The sequence below is a fragment of the Citrobacter sp. Cpo074 genome (genome assembly GCF_030332745.1).
GTDB classification, from domain to species: Bacteria; Pseudomonadota; Gammaproteobacteria; order Enterobacterales; family Enterobacteriaceae; genus Citrobacter; species Citrobacter portucalensis.
Genome location: NZ_JAOWHG010000033.1, coordinates 387,316 through 404,980 on the forward strand (window position 1 = coordinate 387,316; position 17,665 = coordinate 404,980).

General features: G+C 51.3%; 13 protein-coding genes. 9 read left to right on the forward strand and 4 right to left on the reverse strand.

Features of this window, described 5'->3' with window-relative positions:
* Nucleotides 1-259: 259 nt before the first annotated feature.
* The 3 genes from torD to torC are packed head-to-tail and all read right to left on the reverse strand — an operon-like array spanning nucleotide 260 to nucleotide 4,523.
* Entirely contained in the window at nucleotides 260-892 is a 633-nt protein-coding gene (gene torD, locus OGX83_RS16145; RefSeq protein WP_008785279.1) for a molecular chaperone TorD, read from the reverse strand.
* Entirely contained in the window at nucleotides 882-3,380 is a 2,499-nt protein-coding gene (gene torA, locus OGX83_RS16150; RefSeq protein ID WP_286588550.1) for a trimethylamine-N-oxide reductase TorA, read from the reverse strand. Before torA ends, torD begins: the two co-directional genes overlap by 11 nt.
* A 9-nt stretch (nucleotides 3,381-3,389) precedes the next feature.
* Complete coding sequence (torC, locus tag OGX83_RS16155; RefSeq protein WP_286588552.1) at nucleotides 3,390-4,523, reverse strand: pentaheme c-type cytochrome TorC; 1,134 nt, start codon at nucleotides 4,521-4,523, stop codon at nucleotides 3,390-3,392.
* 165 nt (nucleotides 4,524-4,688) lie between these two features.
* Between torC and pdxR the strand changes: the two genes are divergently transcribed.
* Nucleotides 4,689-6,161 carry a MocR-like pyridoxine biosynthesis transcription factor PdxR gene (gene pdxR, locus OGX83_RS16160; protein WP_286588554.1) on the forward strand — a complete coding sequence of 491 codons (1,473 nt, stop codon included), beginning with the start codon at nucleotides 4,689-4,691 and terminating at the stop codon, nucleotides 6,159-6,161.
* Between the two features lie 45 nt (nucleotides 6,162-6,206).
* Here the strand turns inward: pdxR and uxuA are convergent, their stop codons facing one another.
* Complete coding sequence (gene uxuA, locus OGX83_RS16165) at nucleotides 6,207-7,397, reverse strand: mannonate dehydratase (RefSeq protein WP_286588557.1); 1,191 nt, start codon at nucleotides 7,395-7,397, stop codon at nucleotides 6,207-6,209.
* Nucleotides 7,398-7,599: 202 nt separating this feature from the next.
* On the opposite strand from uxuA, the gene OGX83_RS16170 reads away from it, so the two are divergent.
* From OGX83_RS16170 to OGX83_RS16205, 8 genes are all read left to right on the forward strand, one after another.
* A complete protein-coding gene (locus tag OGX83_RS16170) occupies nucleotides 7,600-9,066 on the forward strand; it encodes a mannitol dehydrogenase family protein (protein ID WP_008785284.1) in 1,467 nt (488 codons plus the stop codon).
* Between the two features lie 119 nt (nucleotides 9,067-9,185).
* Nucleotides 9,186-10,172: a CobW family GTP-binding protein gene (locus OGX83_RS16175; protein ID WP_286588559.1), complete on the forward strand. Its 987-nt coding sequence runs from the start codon at nucleotides 9,186-9,188 to the stop codon at nucleotides 10,170-10,172.
* 33 nt (nucleotides 10,173-10,205) lie between these two features.
* Complete coding sequence (locus tag OGX83_RS16180; protein ID WP_250671962.1) at nucleotides 10,206-10,919, forward strand: phosphatase PAP2 family protein; 714 nt, start codon at nucleotides 10,206-10,208, stop codon at nucleotides 10,917-10,919.
* Nucleotides 10,920-11,332: 413 nt separating this feature from the next.
* A complete protein-coding gene (gene mepS / locus OGX83_RS16185) occupies nucleotides 11,333-11,902 on the forward strand; it encodes a bifunctional murein DD-endopeptidase/murein LD-carboxypeptidase (RefSeq protein WP_003834567.1) in 570 nt (189 codons plus the stop codon).
* Nucleotides 11,903-12,069: 167 nt separating this feature from the next.
* Entirely contained in the window at nucleotides 12,070-13,629 is a 1,560-nt protein-coding gene (locus tag OGX83_RS16190) for a cyclic di-GMP phosphodiesterase (RefSeq protein WP_048215898.1), read from the forward strand.
* Between the two features lie 100 nt (nucleotides 13,630-13,729).
* A complete protein-coding gene (locus OGX83_RS16195) occupies nucleotides 13,730-15,544 on the forward strand; it encodes an extracellular solute-binding protein (protein WP_111465321.1) in 1,815 nt (604 codons plus the stop codon).
* Nucleotides 15,545-16,639: a microcin C ABC transporter permease YejB gene (locus OGX83_RS16200; protein WP_286588563.1), complete on the forward strand. Its 1,095-nt coding sequence runs from the start codon at nucleotides 15,545-15,547 to the stop codon at nucleotides 16,637-16,639. It abuts the gene before it with no gap.
* Nucleotides 16,639-17,664, forward strand: a complete 1,026-nt coding sequence (locus OGX83_RS16205; protein ID WP_003834577.1) for an ABC transporter permease — start codon at nucleotides 16,639-16,641, stop codon at nucleotides 17,662-17,664. The genes OGX83_RS16200 and OGX83_RS16205 overlap by 1 nt, the downstream gene beginning before the upstream one ends.
* Nucleotide 17,665 lies beyond the last annotated feature (1 nt).

The following is a 17,665-nucleotide window of genomic DNA, read 5'->3' on the forward strand; positions in this document are numbered from 1 at the left end:
GTTCACTTTAGTGATATCACTTCTCTGAAACGATACTGCCTGTGAACGTGTTAAGGGTACTATCGCCGTACCCTTAACAATCCCGCCGGGAGCCAGGGTTGCAAGGGAGGCGGCGGTGAACCTCCCTTGCACGTTCACGGGTATCTGCGCTTCAGAGAAATGACTCCGCTGAGGTGAACGGAACCCTATGCCGCAATAAAATATGCTCCATAATGCTTAACTGACTGGCATTACAACGCAGGCTGTCCCTTTGTCATATTCAGCGCTGGCTGCTGAAATAAAAATCATCCATCAGCAATGACTCCAGATACTGTTCATCCTCTTGCATAAAACGCACTATCAGATTCACCGCCTGAGGATAAAACCCCTCGTTATCCCGCACCAGACAAGCGTCGCGAAATAACGGTGCCCAGCACAGAATATGATGATGCAAAAAGTAATATTGCGCCGATAGCCTCTCCTCTTTAGCAACCATCCTCGCCATTAATGCCAACTGCACAGCAATATGATCGGAGGGTTCATTCTCTCGCGCTGCCAGACCTTGCTCAATCAGCAGCACATTCATTTGCCGACGTTCTTCTGCCGCTGTCGTGTGTGGATAGTGCCCTGCATAGGGAGAAACACTAGCCGGCGGGGCCAGCAGAAACAGCGAGGCAAAATCTGCTGCCAGCTCCAGCTGTCGGGAGTCGCGCCGCAAAACCCGGCCCAGGCTGCGCTCAAAACGTTTAACCTCGGCAGACACTCCAGGAACCGCCGCCAGTGAGGCAATCCAAGCCTGGCTATCGCCGTTTTCCAGACTGGCGAGCTGTTTTTCATCCAGCTCACGAAATAACAGTTGCGAAAACCACTGGTACACAGCTGCCCGCTGCTGATGAATTTGCTTATGCTGCACTGGTCCCCTCCTCTTTCACAATCTGCGGACCACCGAAAGCCGTCACCTGCGGGGCTTTCTGCTGATAACGCTCGACCTCCACCAGCACGGTATGCGCTGAAGGCCCCTGGGCCAGCTGTGAAGTACCGATATCCGCGCTCAGCACGTTCGGGTCGCCATAAGTGCATAATGTCCCGGCTTTCCCCCCTTCCTGCGGGGAGTACCACGCGCCTTCATGAATACGGACCACGCCAGGGGAAAAATCCGGACTGACAACTACGCCAGCCAGTACCTGACCACGAGCGTTGAAGACGCGGGCGATATCACCGGTTTTTAAGCCACGAGCGGTGGCATCCTGTTCACTGATATAAAGCGGTTCTCTTCCGGCAACCGCATAGGTGTTGCGAAACACCTCGCTAGAGCACAGTTGGGAATGCAGTCGTTTATCCGGATGGCAGGATTGCAGATGCAGCGGGTATTTATCTTTTTTGCCGCTATGGGTACGCTCAAAGGGTTCCATCCACACCGGATGCCCCGGACAATCCTCGTAGGCGAAGCCCGCGATGGTTTTACTGTAGATTTCAATCAGACCTGACGGCGTTCCCAGCGGATTCAGGTCTGGCTGGTCGCGAAACTCACCGTGACGTACCCACGGCTGACCCGGCGGATATTCAATATATCCGTCACCCTGCCAGAACGTTGTGAAATCCGGTAATGAGACGCCGAGCGATGCCCCCATCTTCACGCCTTCGTCATAAAGCGCCTGTATCCACTGCATTTCATCACGGTTTTCACGGTACACCGCTTCCTTGTCAAAGCGCTTACACAGCCCGGCAAATACATCAAAATCATGTCGCGCTTCATATTGCGGTTTGACGATCTGATGCAACGCCATCAACCCTTTATTCGAATGCGTACCGAACTGCTCAATATCGTTACGTTCAAAGCGGGTGGTAACGGGCAGGACAATATCGGCAAAACGGCACGACGCGGTCCATTGGTGATCCAACACCACCACGGTTTCCAGCTTCTTCCACGCGTCGATCATGCGATTCCTGTCCTGCTGCGCATGAAATGGATTTGCCGCGCTGTAGATCGCCATTTTGATGTCAGGCCAGGTTAACGTCTCGCCGTTAAAGGCAACCTTTTTGCCCGGCTCAAGCAGGCAGTCAACGATACGCGAAGTGGGGATATGCTCCGATACGCCGCGAAAATCCGCGTTGTACTTTGCCTGCGGGGGATTCGTGATCCCTCCCAGCCCAGAGAGCACAGGCCCGGCGGATGTTACCGTACCGCCACCGTTGTAGTGCCAGCCAAATCCTACCCCGCCGCCGGGCAAACCAATTTGACCGACCATACTGGCCAGCACCACCAGCATCCACGGATACTGCTCACCATGGTGCATGCGTTGTACGCACCAACCGCCCATAAACTGTGTCCGGCCTTTCACCAACAGGCGGGCGAAGTCTCGGATCTGCTCTGCCGTCAGGCCGCAGATTTCTGCCGCCCATTCGGCATTTTTCGGCTGTTTATCGGTTTCGCCCAGCAGATACGGCAAAAACTGCTCAAAGCCGACGGTGTAATCGGTAATAAACGCCGTGTCGTACAGTTTTTCTTCGTACAAGGTATGCGCCAGCGCCAGCATTAACGCGACATCGGTTTGTGGCCGCAACGCCAACTGCTCGCAGCCAAGATAGTTTTGCGACTTGCTACGCACCGGATCAACACTGATAACGCGCATCTTACCCTGCGCTACCGCCTCTTTAATCTGCTGCCAGTAGCCAAACGCATCGTGATCGGGAACCAAAAACTCGATCTGTAGGTTCTTGATCGGATCGCAGCCCCACAGCACGATGGTATTGCTGTTTTGAATCACTAGCGGAAGCGACGTCTGCTGCTCATAAACTTCCAGCGAACCAATCACATGCGGTAAAATGACTTGTGCCGCTGCCGCAGAATAGTCGCCGACGGTTGTCACATAGCTACCATGCAGGCCAAGTCCTCGATCCATCGCCCCGCCCGCTTTATGGTATTTGCCCACCATTTGCCAGTCGGCAAGCCCGGTAAATACGCCTGATGAGCCATAGGTTTTTTGCACCCTCTCCAGCTCATCGTAAAACAGATCCAGCGCCTGATCCCAACTGACCCGTACAAAACGGTTATCTCCACGCTGACTGCGATCTGACTTCTCACGCTTACGCAGCCAGTCCAGACGCACCATCGGGTAGCGCACCCGCGACGGGTTGTAGACCACTTCACGCACCGCGTTCAGCATATCGCAGGGGTATTTGTCATGTTTGAACGGACGGGTTTCGGTCCACTCACCGTTGACCACTTTGGCTTCAAAAGCGCCATAGTGCGAACCAGATTGGATCCACTGTTCGGGATTTTCCCCCGCCGCCCACACTTTTGATATCAGCGGATTAGGCGCCAGTGCGCTGGCAGCCCCCACCGCCAGCATTCCGTTGAGAAAACGTCGGCGGGACGGATTAAAGTCATGAATATCCATACATTATCCTTACTTTTTGTTGGTTTCAGACACATCGCTGGCGTGGGTCTGGAGGTATTTCAACAACGTACGTTCCTCCACCGGATTAAGCCGGTAATAGGTCGACATGGCTTTCAGTCCGGCGATCCAGCCGTTAGCGGTATATCGGGTTGTAGGAGGAGTGCTATGACAGGCGCTACAGGTGGATTCCAGCATTTGATCTGAGTACTCCCAAATTGGCGCAAGCGTGTTGATAAAGTCCTGATCGGTGGCCCAGGCGGTGACGCTCACCTGCTGCCATTCCTGATGTGAGTCAGGATCGACCTGGGTTTGTAGCACTTTTACGTTCGCCATCAGGGGCTCATCGAGAACGGCGGAGAAAACGCGTTTCCCCATATACTGGGTGATCACCCGTCCACGCCCTTTGCTTTCTCGCCAGCCCGTGATTTCGAGCTGCACGTTACTGCCTTCTTTTTTCAGCACCTTGACCTCGGTAGCAGGAAATAACAGCGCCTTCCCGGCCGGACTCCCTGCCGTTGCCGCCAGTGATTTTTCGCTTAATGAGAACAGTGTGGTCGCATCTGTTGGCATATCTCCCTGACGCTGTAGCTGCTTATAGCGATCGCGAAAACCGCTGCTCATATCGGGTTTGTGATGGGCTATTCCTTTGTGACAATCGATACAGTTACTGTCTTTTGCTGCCGCTGCGGTCATTTGCGCCGCCGCGTTTGCCGATTGCTTGCCATGATCCATTGCCTCATAGCTATGGCAGGATTTACACGCCGCTGAATTATTCGCGCTCATGCGTGCCCACTCCCGCTGGGCCAGCTCCGGGCGTTTGGCAGCAAACTTTTCAGGAGTATCGATAGAAGGAGAAATAAAGGTGTGATAGAGGTCGTTTAAGGCTTCAGTTTTACGAATAAGCGTTGGAACAACGCCCGGGGGGATATGACAATCCTTACACTCAGCCCGCACGCCAGATGCGTTACGAAAATGCACGCTGGTTTTATATTCCTCTCCAGCCGTGCGCATCGAGTGACACGATAAACAAAATTCGGTGGTACTGGTGTAATGAACGCCTTGCCACGTTCCCCAAATAGCCAGGGCTATTGCCACCGCCCCAGCCAATACGCACCACAATGCGTTCTTTCTTATCCACGACATGCTTGCCTCCATTTTTTTAATAGCGACACGCTAAGGGATAATAAAAATCAAAAATAGAGACAGCGATGGCAAGCTATAGGAACAGCCGCTACTCCATGAGGTGTATCAAATAGTAAAAACGAGAAATTCGTAATATAGTGGCTATATATTAATAAGGAATTCCTCATGCTTACATTAACGCTCAATAGAGAACTCCGCACTCCGCTGCAATTGCAAATTTTTCAATTTTATTTCCAGGCTATTCAGCGGGGAGATTTGCTTTGTGGCGATAAGCTTCCCTCTATTCGCGAGCAGGCTCAGGTATTGAACGTAGCCAAAATAACGGTAGTGATGGCCTATGATAAGCTTATGGCTGCAGGGTTAATCAAGAGCCGACACGGCATTGGCTATGAAGTGATATTCACCACGCCTGTACGTATAACACCAACGCATGTGCCCGTTACCCAGGGTTCTCCGCCGACAAAACCTAAAGCTGCCGGAGTCTCAACCGATGTTTACGCCGAGCCTGGACGAGAGTGCTACTGTCGGATGGGCGTCCCCGATCCCAACGCTTTTCCCTGGTCAAGCTGGCGGAAATGGAATAATGCTCCAAGCATACTTAAAGAACAATTATTTACCCGATACCATTCACCAAGTGGATTATTTTCACTGCGTGAGCAATTGGTCAGATACCTTAATTTATCCCGCGGAATTAATACCCGAGCAGAGAACATCATCATTACCAACGGGATTCAGGAAGGATTATCACTGCTCAGCCAAATATTTATTATTCATCATGCTGTCAGTCAGCAAAAAAAGTGCCATATTGTGACCGAATCCCCTTGTTATTCTGGCGCATGGCATCTTTTTAATTATTACGGTGCAGACATTACGTCAATTGCCGTAGATAACCACGGGCTGCAAACAGATAATTTACCCGAGAATGAAACCCAGCTTTGTTATGTTACTCCAGCGCATCAGTATCCGATGGGAAGCGTGCTTTCACTGGAGCGCCGTCAGTCATTATTAACGTGGGCGCAACGCGTCGGCGCTTACATCATTGAAGATGATTACGATGCCGTTTTTACCTATGGGGAAAATCCCCTTCCCGCGCTGAAAGCCATGGATTATCACAACCGGGTTATCTACATGGGGACATTTTCTAAAACGCTGGGGCCAGGCGCACGGCTTGGCTATCTTATTTGCCCTGATGAATTGCTTCCGGCGGTACAGAATATGAAAGCGCTCAATAACAACGGCAGTCAGTGGTTGTTGCAGCAATTTTTGGCCGAACTGATGCAAAACCAGGTGTTCTATACGCATATCAGCAAGCTGGCCTGCAGCTATGCGACACGCCTCACCCTGTTACGCGATGGCCTTTCCACTCTGTTTCCCGAAGGGAAAATCGCTGGCGCAACGGCAGGTCTGCACCTCTCGTTACGCATTGCCAGACACGCAGAATTCATCACCAGGTTGCAACAATGCTGCCTGTTGGCCGGGATCCGTTTCGACACTCTGCCGGATATAGAAAATGGATCAGAAGCCGCATGGCGCAAAGAGAACAGCGATGCTGTTATGTTTTTTGGATTTGGTGGATTGCAGATACAGCAGATCAATAAAGTGCTGACAGTGCTGGAGCAGGCGCTCGCGCAGCCTTGATGAAAAACAGGGATCGCGCCTGTCGCGCAATCCCTGTTGTTAGACTTACAGCAGATCGCGGAACTGCGTTTGTTTCAGCGCCAGCTCAACACCACGGACTTCTGCCAGGCCTTTCAGGCGACCAATCGCAGAGTAGCCCGGGTTGGTTTTCTTGTGCAGATCGTCAAGCATCTGGTGTCCATGATCCGGACGCATCGGGATAGGACGCAGGTCGCCCGCTTTTTTACGCCGCTGCTCTTCGCTCAAAATGGCAGCCACCACCGATACCATATCCACATCGCCCTGCAGGTGCGCACCTTCATGGAAGGTTTTCGGGTTATCTTCACGACAGGTTGAGCGCAGGTGCGTGAAGTGGATTCGATCGCCAAAGGTTTCGATCATTTTCACCAGATCGTTATCAGCGCGCACACCGTAGGAACCGGTGCACATGGTAAAACCGTTATTTATGCTGTCGACCGTTTCTTTCAGCCACTGCATATCTTCGATAGTCGAAACGATACGCGGCAGGCCAAGGATCGGGCGCGGCGGATCGTCAGGATGCACGGCCAGACGCACGCCGACTTCTTCTGCCACTGGCACAATCGCCCGCAGGAATACCGCCATATTATCGCGCAGATCGTCCTTGCTGATGCCGTCGTATTCAGCGAGACGCGCACGGAACTGATCCAGCGTATAGCCCTCTTCTGCACCAGGCAGGCCAGCAATGATATTGCGGGTCAGTTTTTCAATTTCTGCATCACTCATGGCATTGAAGTAGTCCATCGCCTGGCGTTGTTCTTCGGCGGTATAATCCGCTTCAGCTCCCGGGCGTTGCAGAATGTGAAGTTCAAAGGCCGCAAAAGCAATCTGGTCAAAACGCAGCGCTTTGGAACCATCCGGCAGTTGATATTCGAGGTCGGTACGCGTCCAGTCGAGGATCGGCATGAAGTTATAGCACACCGTATCGATACCACAGGTCGCCAGATTACGGATACTCTGCTGATAGTTGGCAATCCACGTTTGATATTGACCTGAACGCGTTTTGATATCTTCGTGGACAGGGATACTTTCCACTACCGACCAGGTCAGCCCTTTTTCAACCAGAATGGCCTGACGCTGCTGAATTTCTTCTACCGGCCACACTTCACCGTTTGGAATATGGTGCAAGGCGGTCACAACACCCGTTGCGCCAGCCTGACGCACATCATCAAGCGATACCGGATCGTTAGGTCCGTACCAACGCCAGGTTTGTTCCATTGTTTCACCTCACAAGTTGTTATACCAAATTAAATCATCTTAATGACGACTACCATACAGGCATCCGTCAACTGATCAACACATTGCCGATGATTGGTTGATCAAGCTCACATTCCCCGGATAAATAAGGCACACCAATTCAATTTGTTGTCATATAACTTTATACTGCCATTGTTAATTTATGGTTAATCAGGTGTATTAAATGAAAACTATTGCCTCAGCGCCACTGGCGGAAAATGTCATGATGCCGCAATACGACCGCCAGCAATTAAAAACGCGGATTGTGCATTTTGGTTTCGGTGCTTTTCACCGCGCCCATCAGGCGTTACTAACCGACAGGGTGCTGAATGCGCAGGGTGGAGACTGGGGTATTTGTGAGATCAGTCTGTTCAGCGGCGATCGACTGATGAGCCAACTGCGCGAACAGGATCATTTATTTACCGTGCTGGAAAAAGGGGCCAACGGTAACCAACCAATTGTTATCGGCGCCGTCAACGAATGTCTCAACGCCAGGCTGGATTCGCTGGCGGCCATTATCGAAAAATTCTGCGAACCTCAGGTGGCTATTGTCTCGCTAACCATCACAGAAAAAGGCTACTGCATCGATCCGGCGACAGGCTCGTTAGACCTCAGTAATCCACGTATTGCTCACGATCTGCAAACACCGACTGAACCGCACTCTGCCCCCGGAATTATTGTTGAAGCCCTACATCGCCGACGTGAACGCGGGCTACAGCCGTTTACCGTCCTCTCTTGCGATAACATCCCGGACAATGGTCATGTGGTAAAAAACGCCGTCCTTGGAATGGCGGAGAAACGTTCACCAGAACTGGCAACCTGGATTCAGGAGCATGTCAGTTTCCCAGGCACCATGGTCGACCGCATTGTCCCTGCCGCCACTGAAGAGTCACTGGCCGAAATTGCCCGCGAGCTGGGGGTTGCTGATCCTTGCGCAATCAGCTGCGAACCGTTTATCCAGTGGGTGATTGAAGATAATTTTGTGTGTGGCCGCCCACAATGGGAAACGGCGGGCGTCCAGATGGTCGAAAATGTGTTGCCGTGGGAACAAATGAAACTGCGGATGCTGAACGGCAGTCATTCGTTTCTCGCTTATCTCGGCTATCTGGCCGGGTTCCAGCACATCAGCGACTGTATGCAGGACAGCGCATTTCGTGAAGCCGCTTACCGCCTGATGCTCAACGAACAGGCACCTACGCTGCAAATTACCGATGTTGATTTAGACCAGTATGCCCTAAGCCTGTTGGAGCGTTTTGCCAACCCAGCGTTGAAACATAAAACCTGGCAAATCGCGATGGACGGTAGCCAGAAATTACCCCAGCGCATGTTGGAAGGGATCCGCGTACATTTAGCCCGCCAAAGCGAGTGGCCACTGCTGGCGCTCGGCGTCGCAGGCTGGATGCGTTATGTGAGTGGCGTGGATGATTCAGGCACCGCTATTGATGTTCGTGACCCGTTGAGTGAAAAAATTGCCGCTCTGGTTAAACAGAGCACAGAGTCAGAACGCGTCAACGCCCTGCTTTCGCTGCGCGAGATTTTCGCCACCGATCTCGTACAGAATCCGCAGTTTGTCGCGGCCATTCAGCAGGCCTGGCAACGCATTGCCCAATACGGTGCGCATCAGGCTGTCATCGAGACGTTAAAAAGTTAACGATTTCTGCCATTAAGCAGGACGAAGCGCCTCTTCGTCCTCTCACCCCTTCTCTTTTTCCCCGTTTTTCGCCAGGATTGTTAAATGCCATTACGGTAATTTATGATTCTGGAGTAAATGTGACTAAAACCAATCTCATCACCGGTTTTCTCGGCAGTGGCAAAACCACCTCTATTCTTCATTTATTGGCAAACAAAGATCCTGCTGAGAAGTGGGCCGTGCTGGTTAATGAGTTTGGCGAAGTTGGCATTGATGGCGCGTTGCTGGCCGACAGCGGTGCGCTGCTAAAAGAGATCCCCGGCGGCTGTATGTGCTGTGTTAACGGCCTACCAATGCAGGTTGGTCTCAATACGCTGCTGCGTCAGGGAAAACCCGACCGCCTGCTGATTGAACCCACCGGCCTCGGGCATCCCAAACAGATTCTGGATTTACTCACCGCACCGGTTTATGAGCCGTGGATCGATCTGCGCGCAACCCTCTGTATCCTTGATCCTCGCCTGTTACTGGATGAGAAAAGCGTCGCCAATGACAATTTCCGCGATCAGCTGGCCGCTGCTGATATCATTGTTGCCAACAAAACCGACCGTGCCACGACGGAAAGCGAAAACGCCCTACAAAGCTGGTGGCAACACTACGGTGGTAATCGCCAGTTAGTTCATGCCGACCATGGGCAAATTGACGGACAGCTACTGGATTTGCCCCGACTAAACCTGGCGGAGCTTCCTGCAAGCGCGGAGCACGCCCATAGCCATGCCAACAAAAAGGGGCTGGCAGCGTTGAGCTTACCCGCACAGCAGCGCTGGCGTCGTAGCCTCAACAGCGGTCAGGGCCATCAGGCCTGCGGTTGGATTTTTGACGCCGATACGGTGTTCGATACCATCGGTCTGCTGGAATGGTCGCGTCTTGCCCCGGTTGGGCGCGTGAAGGGGGTAATGCGTATTAAAGAAGGACTGGTACGCATTAACCGCCAGGGAGACGACTGGCATATAGAAACGCAAAACGTCGTGCCACCGGATAGCCGTATTGAACTCATCGCCGATACCGAGACCGACTGGAATGCGTTACAGAGCGCGTTGTTGAGACTTCGTTTAGACGCTAGCGCGTAAGGTTGCCTTCGTTTTTAGCAATGGTAAACGACGATGAAAACCCGATACCCTTTAATCCTCCTGCTTAATATTGCGGGCCTGGCACTGTTTCTGTCCTGGTATATTCCAGCCGGGCATGGGTTCTGGTCTTCACTCGATACGGGCATCTTCCGATTTTTTAATCACAAATTGATTGAAAGCCCACTGTTCCTGTGGATTGTTGCTATTACCAATAACCGGGCATTTGATGGCTGCTCCTTGCTGGCTATGGGCGCATTGATGCTGCACTTTTGGCTAAAAGAGACGTCGGAAGGTCGCCGACGCATTGTGGCTATCGGTTTGGTTATGCTGCTCACCGCAGTGGTATTAAATCAGCTGGGCCAGGCGCTTATTCCCGTTAAACGCGCCAGCCCCACGCTTATGCTGGATAATATTTATCGCGTCAGCGAACTGCTGCATATTCCGACCAAAGATGCGTCGAAAGACAGTTTTCCTGGCGATCACGGCATGATGCTGCTTATTTTTTCCGCATTTATGCTGCGTTATTTCGGAAAAGTCGCAGGAATAATCGGCCTTATTATTGCTGTGGTTTTTGCCTTCCCGCGCGTAATGATTGGCGCTCATTGGCTCACTGATATCGTGGTTGGTTCCATGACGGTGGTCTTGATTGGCCTTCCCTGGTGGCTAATGACGCCATTAAGCGACCGATTAGTCACTCTGTTCGTGAATTATCTACCCGGCAAAAACAAACAATTTTTAAACAAATAACGCAGAGTAATTAACATCATCAGGGATACTTCTGATTCCCTGATGATGCCGGGCAATATTTCATCATTCTGATTGTCATTCCCCTGTCATCTTATTCATGTTTAAAATGAGTAGGTTGCGTATTTTTTACCCTGATTGTTCTTAATTTAGACAATGCCGTTTATTCACTTTCTGTATCAATTTTTCTTATAAGAAATCACGTAAAATCACTCGCATTGACCGGAACGATCGGGTAATCTCGAACTCGTTTTGCCTCGCGGGATAATTATTCCCTTTCAGAATAAATTTGTGCGTTCTGCCACAGATTTGACCTTAAGGAATTGTCTCATCGTGCGATGGTAATTAGTCTCGTCACGTTTGGCATTTTTTATAACGATATTTATCGTTAAGGACTTCAAGGGAAAACAAACAAAATGGTCAAATCTCAACCGATTTTGAGATATATCTTGCGGGGCATACCCGCGATAGCAGTTGCGGTTCTGCTTTCTGCATGTAGCACAACGAACACCGCCAAGAATATGCATTCTGAGACGCATGCTGTGGGCAATGGAGATAACTCTTCACTGCAAGCCTCTCAGGATGAATTTGAAAATATGGTACGTAATATCGATGTTAAATCACGTATTATGGACCAGTATGCTGACTGGAAAGGCGTGCGTTACCGCCTTGGCGGCAGCACCAAAAAAGGTATTGATTGCTCAAGCTTCGTGCAGCGTACATTCCGCGAGCAATTTGGTTTAGAGCTTCCGCGCTCAACCTATGAACAACAGGAAACGGGAAAATCCGTTTCGCGCACTAATCTGCGCACAGGCGATCTGGTTCTGTTCCGTGCTGGTTCTACTGGCCGTCACGTCGGTATTTATATCGGTAACAACCAGTTTGTACATGCCTCGACCAGCAGTGGCGTTATCATTTCCAGCATGAACGAGCCTTACTGGAAAAAACGTTACAACGAAGCTCGCCGGGTTCTGAGCCGCAGTTAGTTTCGTTTGGCAGCTATCCCTTGGCTATCCTGATGAGACATTCCAAAAGCACTGCTTCGGCGGTGCTTTTTTGTTTCACCCTGCGACTAAGAAAAATCTCACAACATGAGTCATTTCAGGTTATATTCATACAGAGTAAGCGGTTAAATCAGGTAAAATAAGGATCTATGTTCAGACGCTCTTCTTCATCCGGTCGGAAAATCCTGCTTTCCTGTATGTTAACGGGGCTTATCGTCGCAATACTCGTGAGTACCCTGCAGTTTTTCGTCACCTGGCATAAACGAGAAGTTAAGTACGACACGCTCCTTGCCGATATCCAGAATTACGTCAGCAGCTACTTCACCGACCTCAAAACCACCACCGATGCACTTCAGCCGCTGGTTGCCAACAGTTGCCAACAAGTCGGCGCTAAACTGACCTCCAGTGCAGCCTTCAGCCTGAACGTTCGCGCTTTCTTACTGGTAAAAGACGGCATCGCTTTCTGCTCTTCCGCGACAGGTTCAATGTTCACTCCGATTTTGGATTTGATACCAAACCTCGATATCAGCAGAAATATTGATGTGGAATTACTTCCCGGTACGCCCATGATGCCGGATAAGCCAGCGATCATGATTTGGCACCGAAACGCGTCGTTCAATGATAGCGGCGTATTTACCTCACTGAATATCAATCTGGCACCTTACCTACTCTATACCGCCCGGCAGGATGATTTTGACGGTATTGCGATTATCGTCGGTAATACCGCAATTTCGACATTCTCATCGCGAATCATCGATGTCTCCGCTCTTCCTCATACCTCCTGGCGGCAGGCCACTCTTGAAGGGATCCCGCTTAAAATTCGCTTATACGCACAAGAGTGGAACTATACCGACGTCTGGTATTCTATTTTGTTGGGATGTATGGCCGGGATTATTGCCGCCCTTCTCCTCTGGTACTACATCTACAGCATCCGTTTACGCCCAGGCAAAGATATCCTCAACGCCATCAAACATAACCAGTTTTATGTGGTGTACCAGCCCGTCGTAGAGATGCAAACGCTGGAAGTGAAAGGCGTCGAGGTCCTGTTACGTTGGAATCACCCAACAACGGGCGAGATCCCACCGGATGCCTTTATTCATTACGCTGAATCACAGAAAATGATTGTCCCGCTGACTCAGCATCTCTTTAAGTTGATCGCCCAGGATGCCCCGGCGCTGCAAAAAGTGTTACCCGCTGGCGCAAAATTGGGGATCAATATCGCGCCATCGCATCTGCATGGCGAGACATTTAAAGACGACATCCGGCACCTGCACGCTTCACTTCCCGCAAACTATTTTCAGATAGTGCTGGAAATCACTGAACGAGATATGCTCAATCAACACGAGGCCACAAAGCTATTTGAATGGCTGCATTCCGCAGGTTTTGAAATTGCGATTGATGATTTTGGCACCGGCCATAGCGCGCTTATTTATCTGGAACGCTTTACCGTTGACTACCTGAAAATCGATCGTGGGTTTATTAACGCCATTGGAACAGAAACCCTGACCTCTCCGGTTCTGGACGCCGTGTTGACACTTTCTAAACGTCTTAATATGCTGACGGTTGCGGAAGGGGTAGAAACTCCTGAGCAAGCCCGTTGGCTGCGCGATCGTGGAGTGCATTTTTTCCAGGGATACTGGATTAGCCGACCATTAAAGCTTGCTGATTTTGTGCGTTGGATGGCACAGCCCAATAAGCCGACGTGGTGATCGCAGTATGCGATTCATATACTCTCACTCGCCGCTACATCCCTTATCTTTCAGGCATGATGCCCGTCGGGTTGTGGCAGGAAAAGGAAATCACTTTTATATGATCCCTCGCGTACTGCTTCTGTTTATTACCCTCATCGGGTTTAGCGCCCAGGCGCAATCCATCAAAGAAAGCTATGCTTTTGCCGTACTGGGTGAACCGAAGTACGCATTTAACTTTAATCATTTCGATTATGTGAATCCCGCAGCCCCTAAAGGGGGTCAAATCACCCTGTCCGCCATTGGCACGTTTGACAACTTTAACCGCTATGCGATGCGCGGTAACCCCGGCGCACGTACCGAAACGCTTTACGATACGTTGTTTACGACCTCTGACGATGAACCTGGTAGCTATTACCCGCTCATTGCCGACAGCGCACGCTATGCTAACGACTATTCCTGGGTAGAAATTGCCATTAATCCACGAGCGCGTTTTCACGATGGCTCACCCATTACCGCCCGCGACGTCGCATTCACCTTCCACAAATTTATGACTGAAGGCGTGCCGCAGTTTCGTCTGGTCTACAAGGGAACAACGGTAAAAGCCATCGCGCCATTAACCGTACGCATTGAATTAGCCAAACCGGGTAAAGAGGACATGCTCAGCCTGTTTTCATTACCCGTGATGCCAGAGAAGTACTGGAAAGATCATAAGCTCAGCGATCCCTTATCATCGCCACCGCTCGCCAGCGGCCCTTATCGCATTACGAAATGGAAGATGGGCCAGTATATTGTCTATTCGCGCGTCAAAGATTATTGGGCCGCTAATCTGCCCGTCAATCGTGGACGCTGGAACTTTGATACCATCCGCTACGACTACTATCTGGATGATAACGTCGCCTTTGAAGCGTTTAAGGCCGGTGCGTTTGATCTGCGTCTTGAAAATGATGCCAAAAACTGGGCGACGCGTTATACCGGGAAAAATTTCGCGAATCATTACATCATCAAAGATGAGCAAAAAAACGAGTCCGCGCAGGATACCCGCTGGCTGGCATTTAATATTCAGCGTCCGGTATTCAGCGACCGACGGGTACGGGAAGCCATCACGCTGGCCTTTGATTTTGAATGGATGAATAAAGCGCTGTTCTATAATGCCTGGAGCCGGACCAACAGCTATTTTCAGAATACCGAATATGCCGCGACAAAATACCCCGACGCAGATGAGCTGGTGATACTCGCGCCCTTGAAAAAAGATCTCCCCTCTGAGGTCTTTAGCCAAATCTATCAGCCGCCAAAATCAAAAGGCGATGGCTACGACCGCGACAACCTGTTGAAAGCCGATACCTTACTGGAGCAGGCCGGGTGGGTACTAAAGGGTCAGCAGCGGGTAAACAGCGCCAGCGGTAAACCTCTGAGCTTTGAACTGTTGCTCCCGGCGGGCAGCAACAGTCAATGGGTGCTGCCGTTCCAGCACAACCTGCAGCGCTTAGGTATTACCATGAATATCCGCCAGGTGGATAACTCACAAATCACGAACCGCCTGCGCAGTCGCGACTATGACATGATGCCGAGGTTGTATCGCGCGATGCCGTGGCCGAGTTCGGACCTGCAAATTCTGTGGGCCTCTCAATATATTGATTCCAGCTACAACGCCCCCGGCGTACAAAGCCCGGTGATTGATAAACTGATCGACCAAATCATCGCGGCACAAGGTGATAAAGCCAAATTGATCCCACTAGGCCGGGCACTGGACAGGGTATTAACCTGGAACTACTACATGTTGCCGATGTGGTTTATGGCAGAGGATCGCATCGCCTGGTGGGATAAATTTTCGCATCCTGCTATTCGCCCAATTTACACCATTGGCCTCGACAACTGGTGGTATGACGTCAACAAAGCGGCGAAACTGCCCGCAGCCAGACGACAGGGAGAATAAATGGGCGCGTATCTGATTCGACGTCTACTGCTGGTGATCCCAACGCTTTGGGCCATCATCACCATCAACTTTTTTATCGTGCAAATAGCCCCAGGCGGACCGGTTGAACAGGCCGTCACCGCCATTGAGTTCGGGCAAAGCGGGGCATTACCCGGCGCGGGTAGCGAAGGCGTTCGCGCCAGCCACGCGCAAACCGGCGTTGGTAACATCAGCGACAGTAATTATCGAGGCGGCCGGGGTCTGGACCCGGAAGTGATCGCCGAAATCACTCGCCGCTATGGGTTCGATAAGCCCATTCATGAGCGTTACTTCAAAATGCTCTGGGATTACATTCGTTTCGATTTCGGTGACAGCCTGTTTCGTAGCGCCTCGGTGCTGACGCTTATCAAAGACAGCCTGCCTGTTTCCGTCACGCTGGGGCTGTGGAGTACGCTCATCATCTATCTGGTGTCGATACCGCTTGGGATCCGCAAAGCGGTGCATAACGGCAGCCGGTTTGATGTCTGGAGCAGCGCATTTATTATTGTCGGCTATGCCATACCGGCCTTTCTGTTTGCCATTTTGCTGATCGTCTTTTTTGCCGGGGGAAGCTACTACGACCTGTTCCCGCTTCGCGGGCTGGTTTCGGCCAATTTTGACTCCCTGCCCTGGTATCAGAAAGTAACCGACTACCTTTGGCATATTACCCTGCCGGTGCTGGCGACGGTGGTTGGTGGGTTTGCCGCGCTGACTATGCTGACCAAGAACTCATTTCTGGATGAGGTGCGCAAACAATATGTCGTCACCGCACGCGCTAAAGGGGTCAGCGAGAAAAATATTCTGTGGAAACATGTGTTTCGCAATGCCATGTTGCTGGTGATCGCCGGCTTCCCGGCAACGTTTATCAGCATGTTTTTTACCGGCTCACTGCTGATTGAAGTGATGTTTTCGCTTAACGGCCTGGGATTGCTGGGTTATGAATCCACCGTATCACGCGACTACCCGGTAATGTTTGGCACGCTTTATATCTTCACCCTGATCGGTCTGCTGCTGAATATCCTCAGCGACATCAGCTATACGCTGGTCGATCCTCGTATTGATTTTGAGGGACGCTAATGTCGCGATTAAGCCCCGTCAATCAGGCCCGCTGGGCGCGCTTTCGCCACAACCGTCGCGGCTACTGGTCGCTGTGGATTTTTCTGGTGCTGTTCGGTCTTAGCCTGTGTTCAGAACTGATTGCCAATGATAAGCCGCTACTGGTGCGCTACGACAATAGCTGGTATTTCCCCCTGTTCAAAAACTACAGTGAAAGCGACTTCGGCGGACCCCTGGCGACTCAGGCTGATTATCAGGACCCGTGGCTACAACAGCGCCTGGAAAACCAGGGCTGGATCCTGTGGGCACCAATACGCTTTGGGGCCACCAGCATTAACTTTGCCACCGATAAGCCCTTCCCTTCCCCGCCTTCCGCACAAAACTGGCTGGGAACAGACGCCAACGGCGGTGATGTACTGGCGCGCATCCTCTACGGCACACGTATTTCTGTCTTGTTTGGTCTAATGCTCACCCTCTGTTCGAGCGTGATGGGCATTATGGCTGGCGCAATTCAGGGCTATTATGGCGGCAAGGTGGACCTGTGGGGGCAACGATTCATTGAAGTTTGGTCAGGAATGCCAACGCTGTTTCTCATCATCCTATTGTCGAGCGTGGTCCAGCCTAACTTCTGGTGGCTGCTGGGCATTACTGTGCTGTTTGGCTGGATGAGCCTGGTTGGCGTGGTGCGCGCGGAATTTTTACGTACCCGAAACTTTGATTACATTCGAGCCGCTCAAGCGCTAGGCGTAAGCGATCGCAGTATTATTCTGCGTCATATGCTGCCTAACGCGATGGTCGCGGCCCTGACTTTTTTACCGTTTATTTTATGCGCCTCGATAACTACTCTGACCTCACTGGATTTTCTTGGGTTCGGTTTACCGCTTGGCTCGCCATCACTGGGAGAACTCCTGTTACAGGGTAAAAACAACCTGCAGGCACCGTGGCTTGGCATCACCGCGTTCATCTCCGTTGCCCTGCTACTATCGCTGCTGATCTTTATTGGTGAAGCGGTACGCGATGCGTTTGATCCCAACAAGGCGATTTAAA

Excerpts from the sequence above, each read along its gene's own strand:
- torA (WP_286588550.1), bottom strand. The coding sequence starts at position 3,380 with ATGGATATTCATGACTTTAATCCGTCCCGCCGACGTTTTCTCAACGGA.
- torC (WP_286588552.1), bottom strand. The coding sequence starts at position 4,523 with ATGTCGTGGATAAGAAAGAACGCATTGTGGTGCGTATTGGCTGGGGCG.
- pdxR (WP_286588554.1), top strand. The coding sequence starts at position 4,689 with ATGCTTACATTAACGCTCAATAGAGAACTCCGCACTCCGCTGCAATTG.
- uxuA (WP_286588557.1), bottom strand. The coding sequence starts at position 7,397 with ATGGAACAAACCTGGCGTTGGTACGGACCTAACGATCCGGTATCGCTT.
- OGX83_RS16170 (WP_008785284.1), top strand. The coding sequence starts at position 7,600 with ATGAAAACTATTGCCTCAGCGCCACTGGCGGAAAATGTCATGATGCCG.
- OGX83_RS16180 (WP_250671962.1), top strand. The coding sequence starts at position 10,206 with ATGAAAACCCGATACCCTTTAATCCTCCTGCTTAATATTGCGGGCCTG.
- mepS (WP_003834567.1), top strand. The coding sequence starts at position 11,333 with ATGGTCAAATCTCAACCGATTTTGAGATATATCTTGCGGGGCATACCC.
- OGX83_RS16190 (WP_048215898.1), top strand. The coding sequence starts at position 12,070 with ATGTTCAGACGCTCTTCTTCATCCGGTCGGAAAATCCTGCTTTCCTGT.
- OGX83_RS16195 (WP_111465321.1), top strand. The coding sequence starts at position 13,730 with ATGATCCCTCGCGTACTGCTTCTGTTTATTACCCTCATCGGGTTTAGC.
- OGX83_RS16200 (WP_286588563.1), top strand. The coding sequence starts at position 15,545 with ATGGGCGCGTATCTGATTCGACGTCTACTGCTGGTGATCCCAACGCTT.
- OGX83_RS16205 (WP_003834577.1), top strand. The coding sequence starts at position 16,639 with ATGTCGCGATTAAGCCCCGTCAATCAGGCCCGCTGGGCGCGCTTTCGC.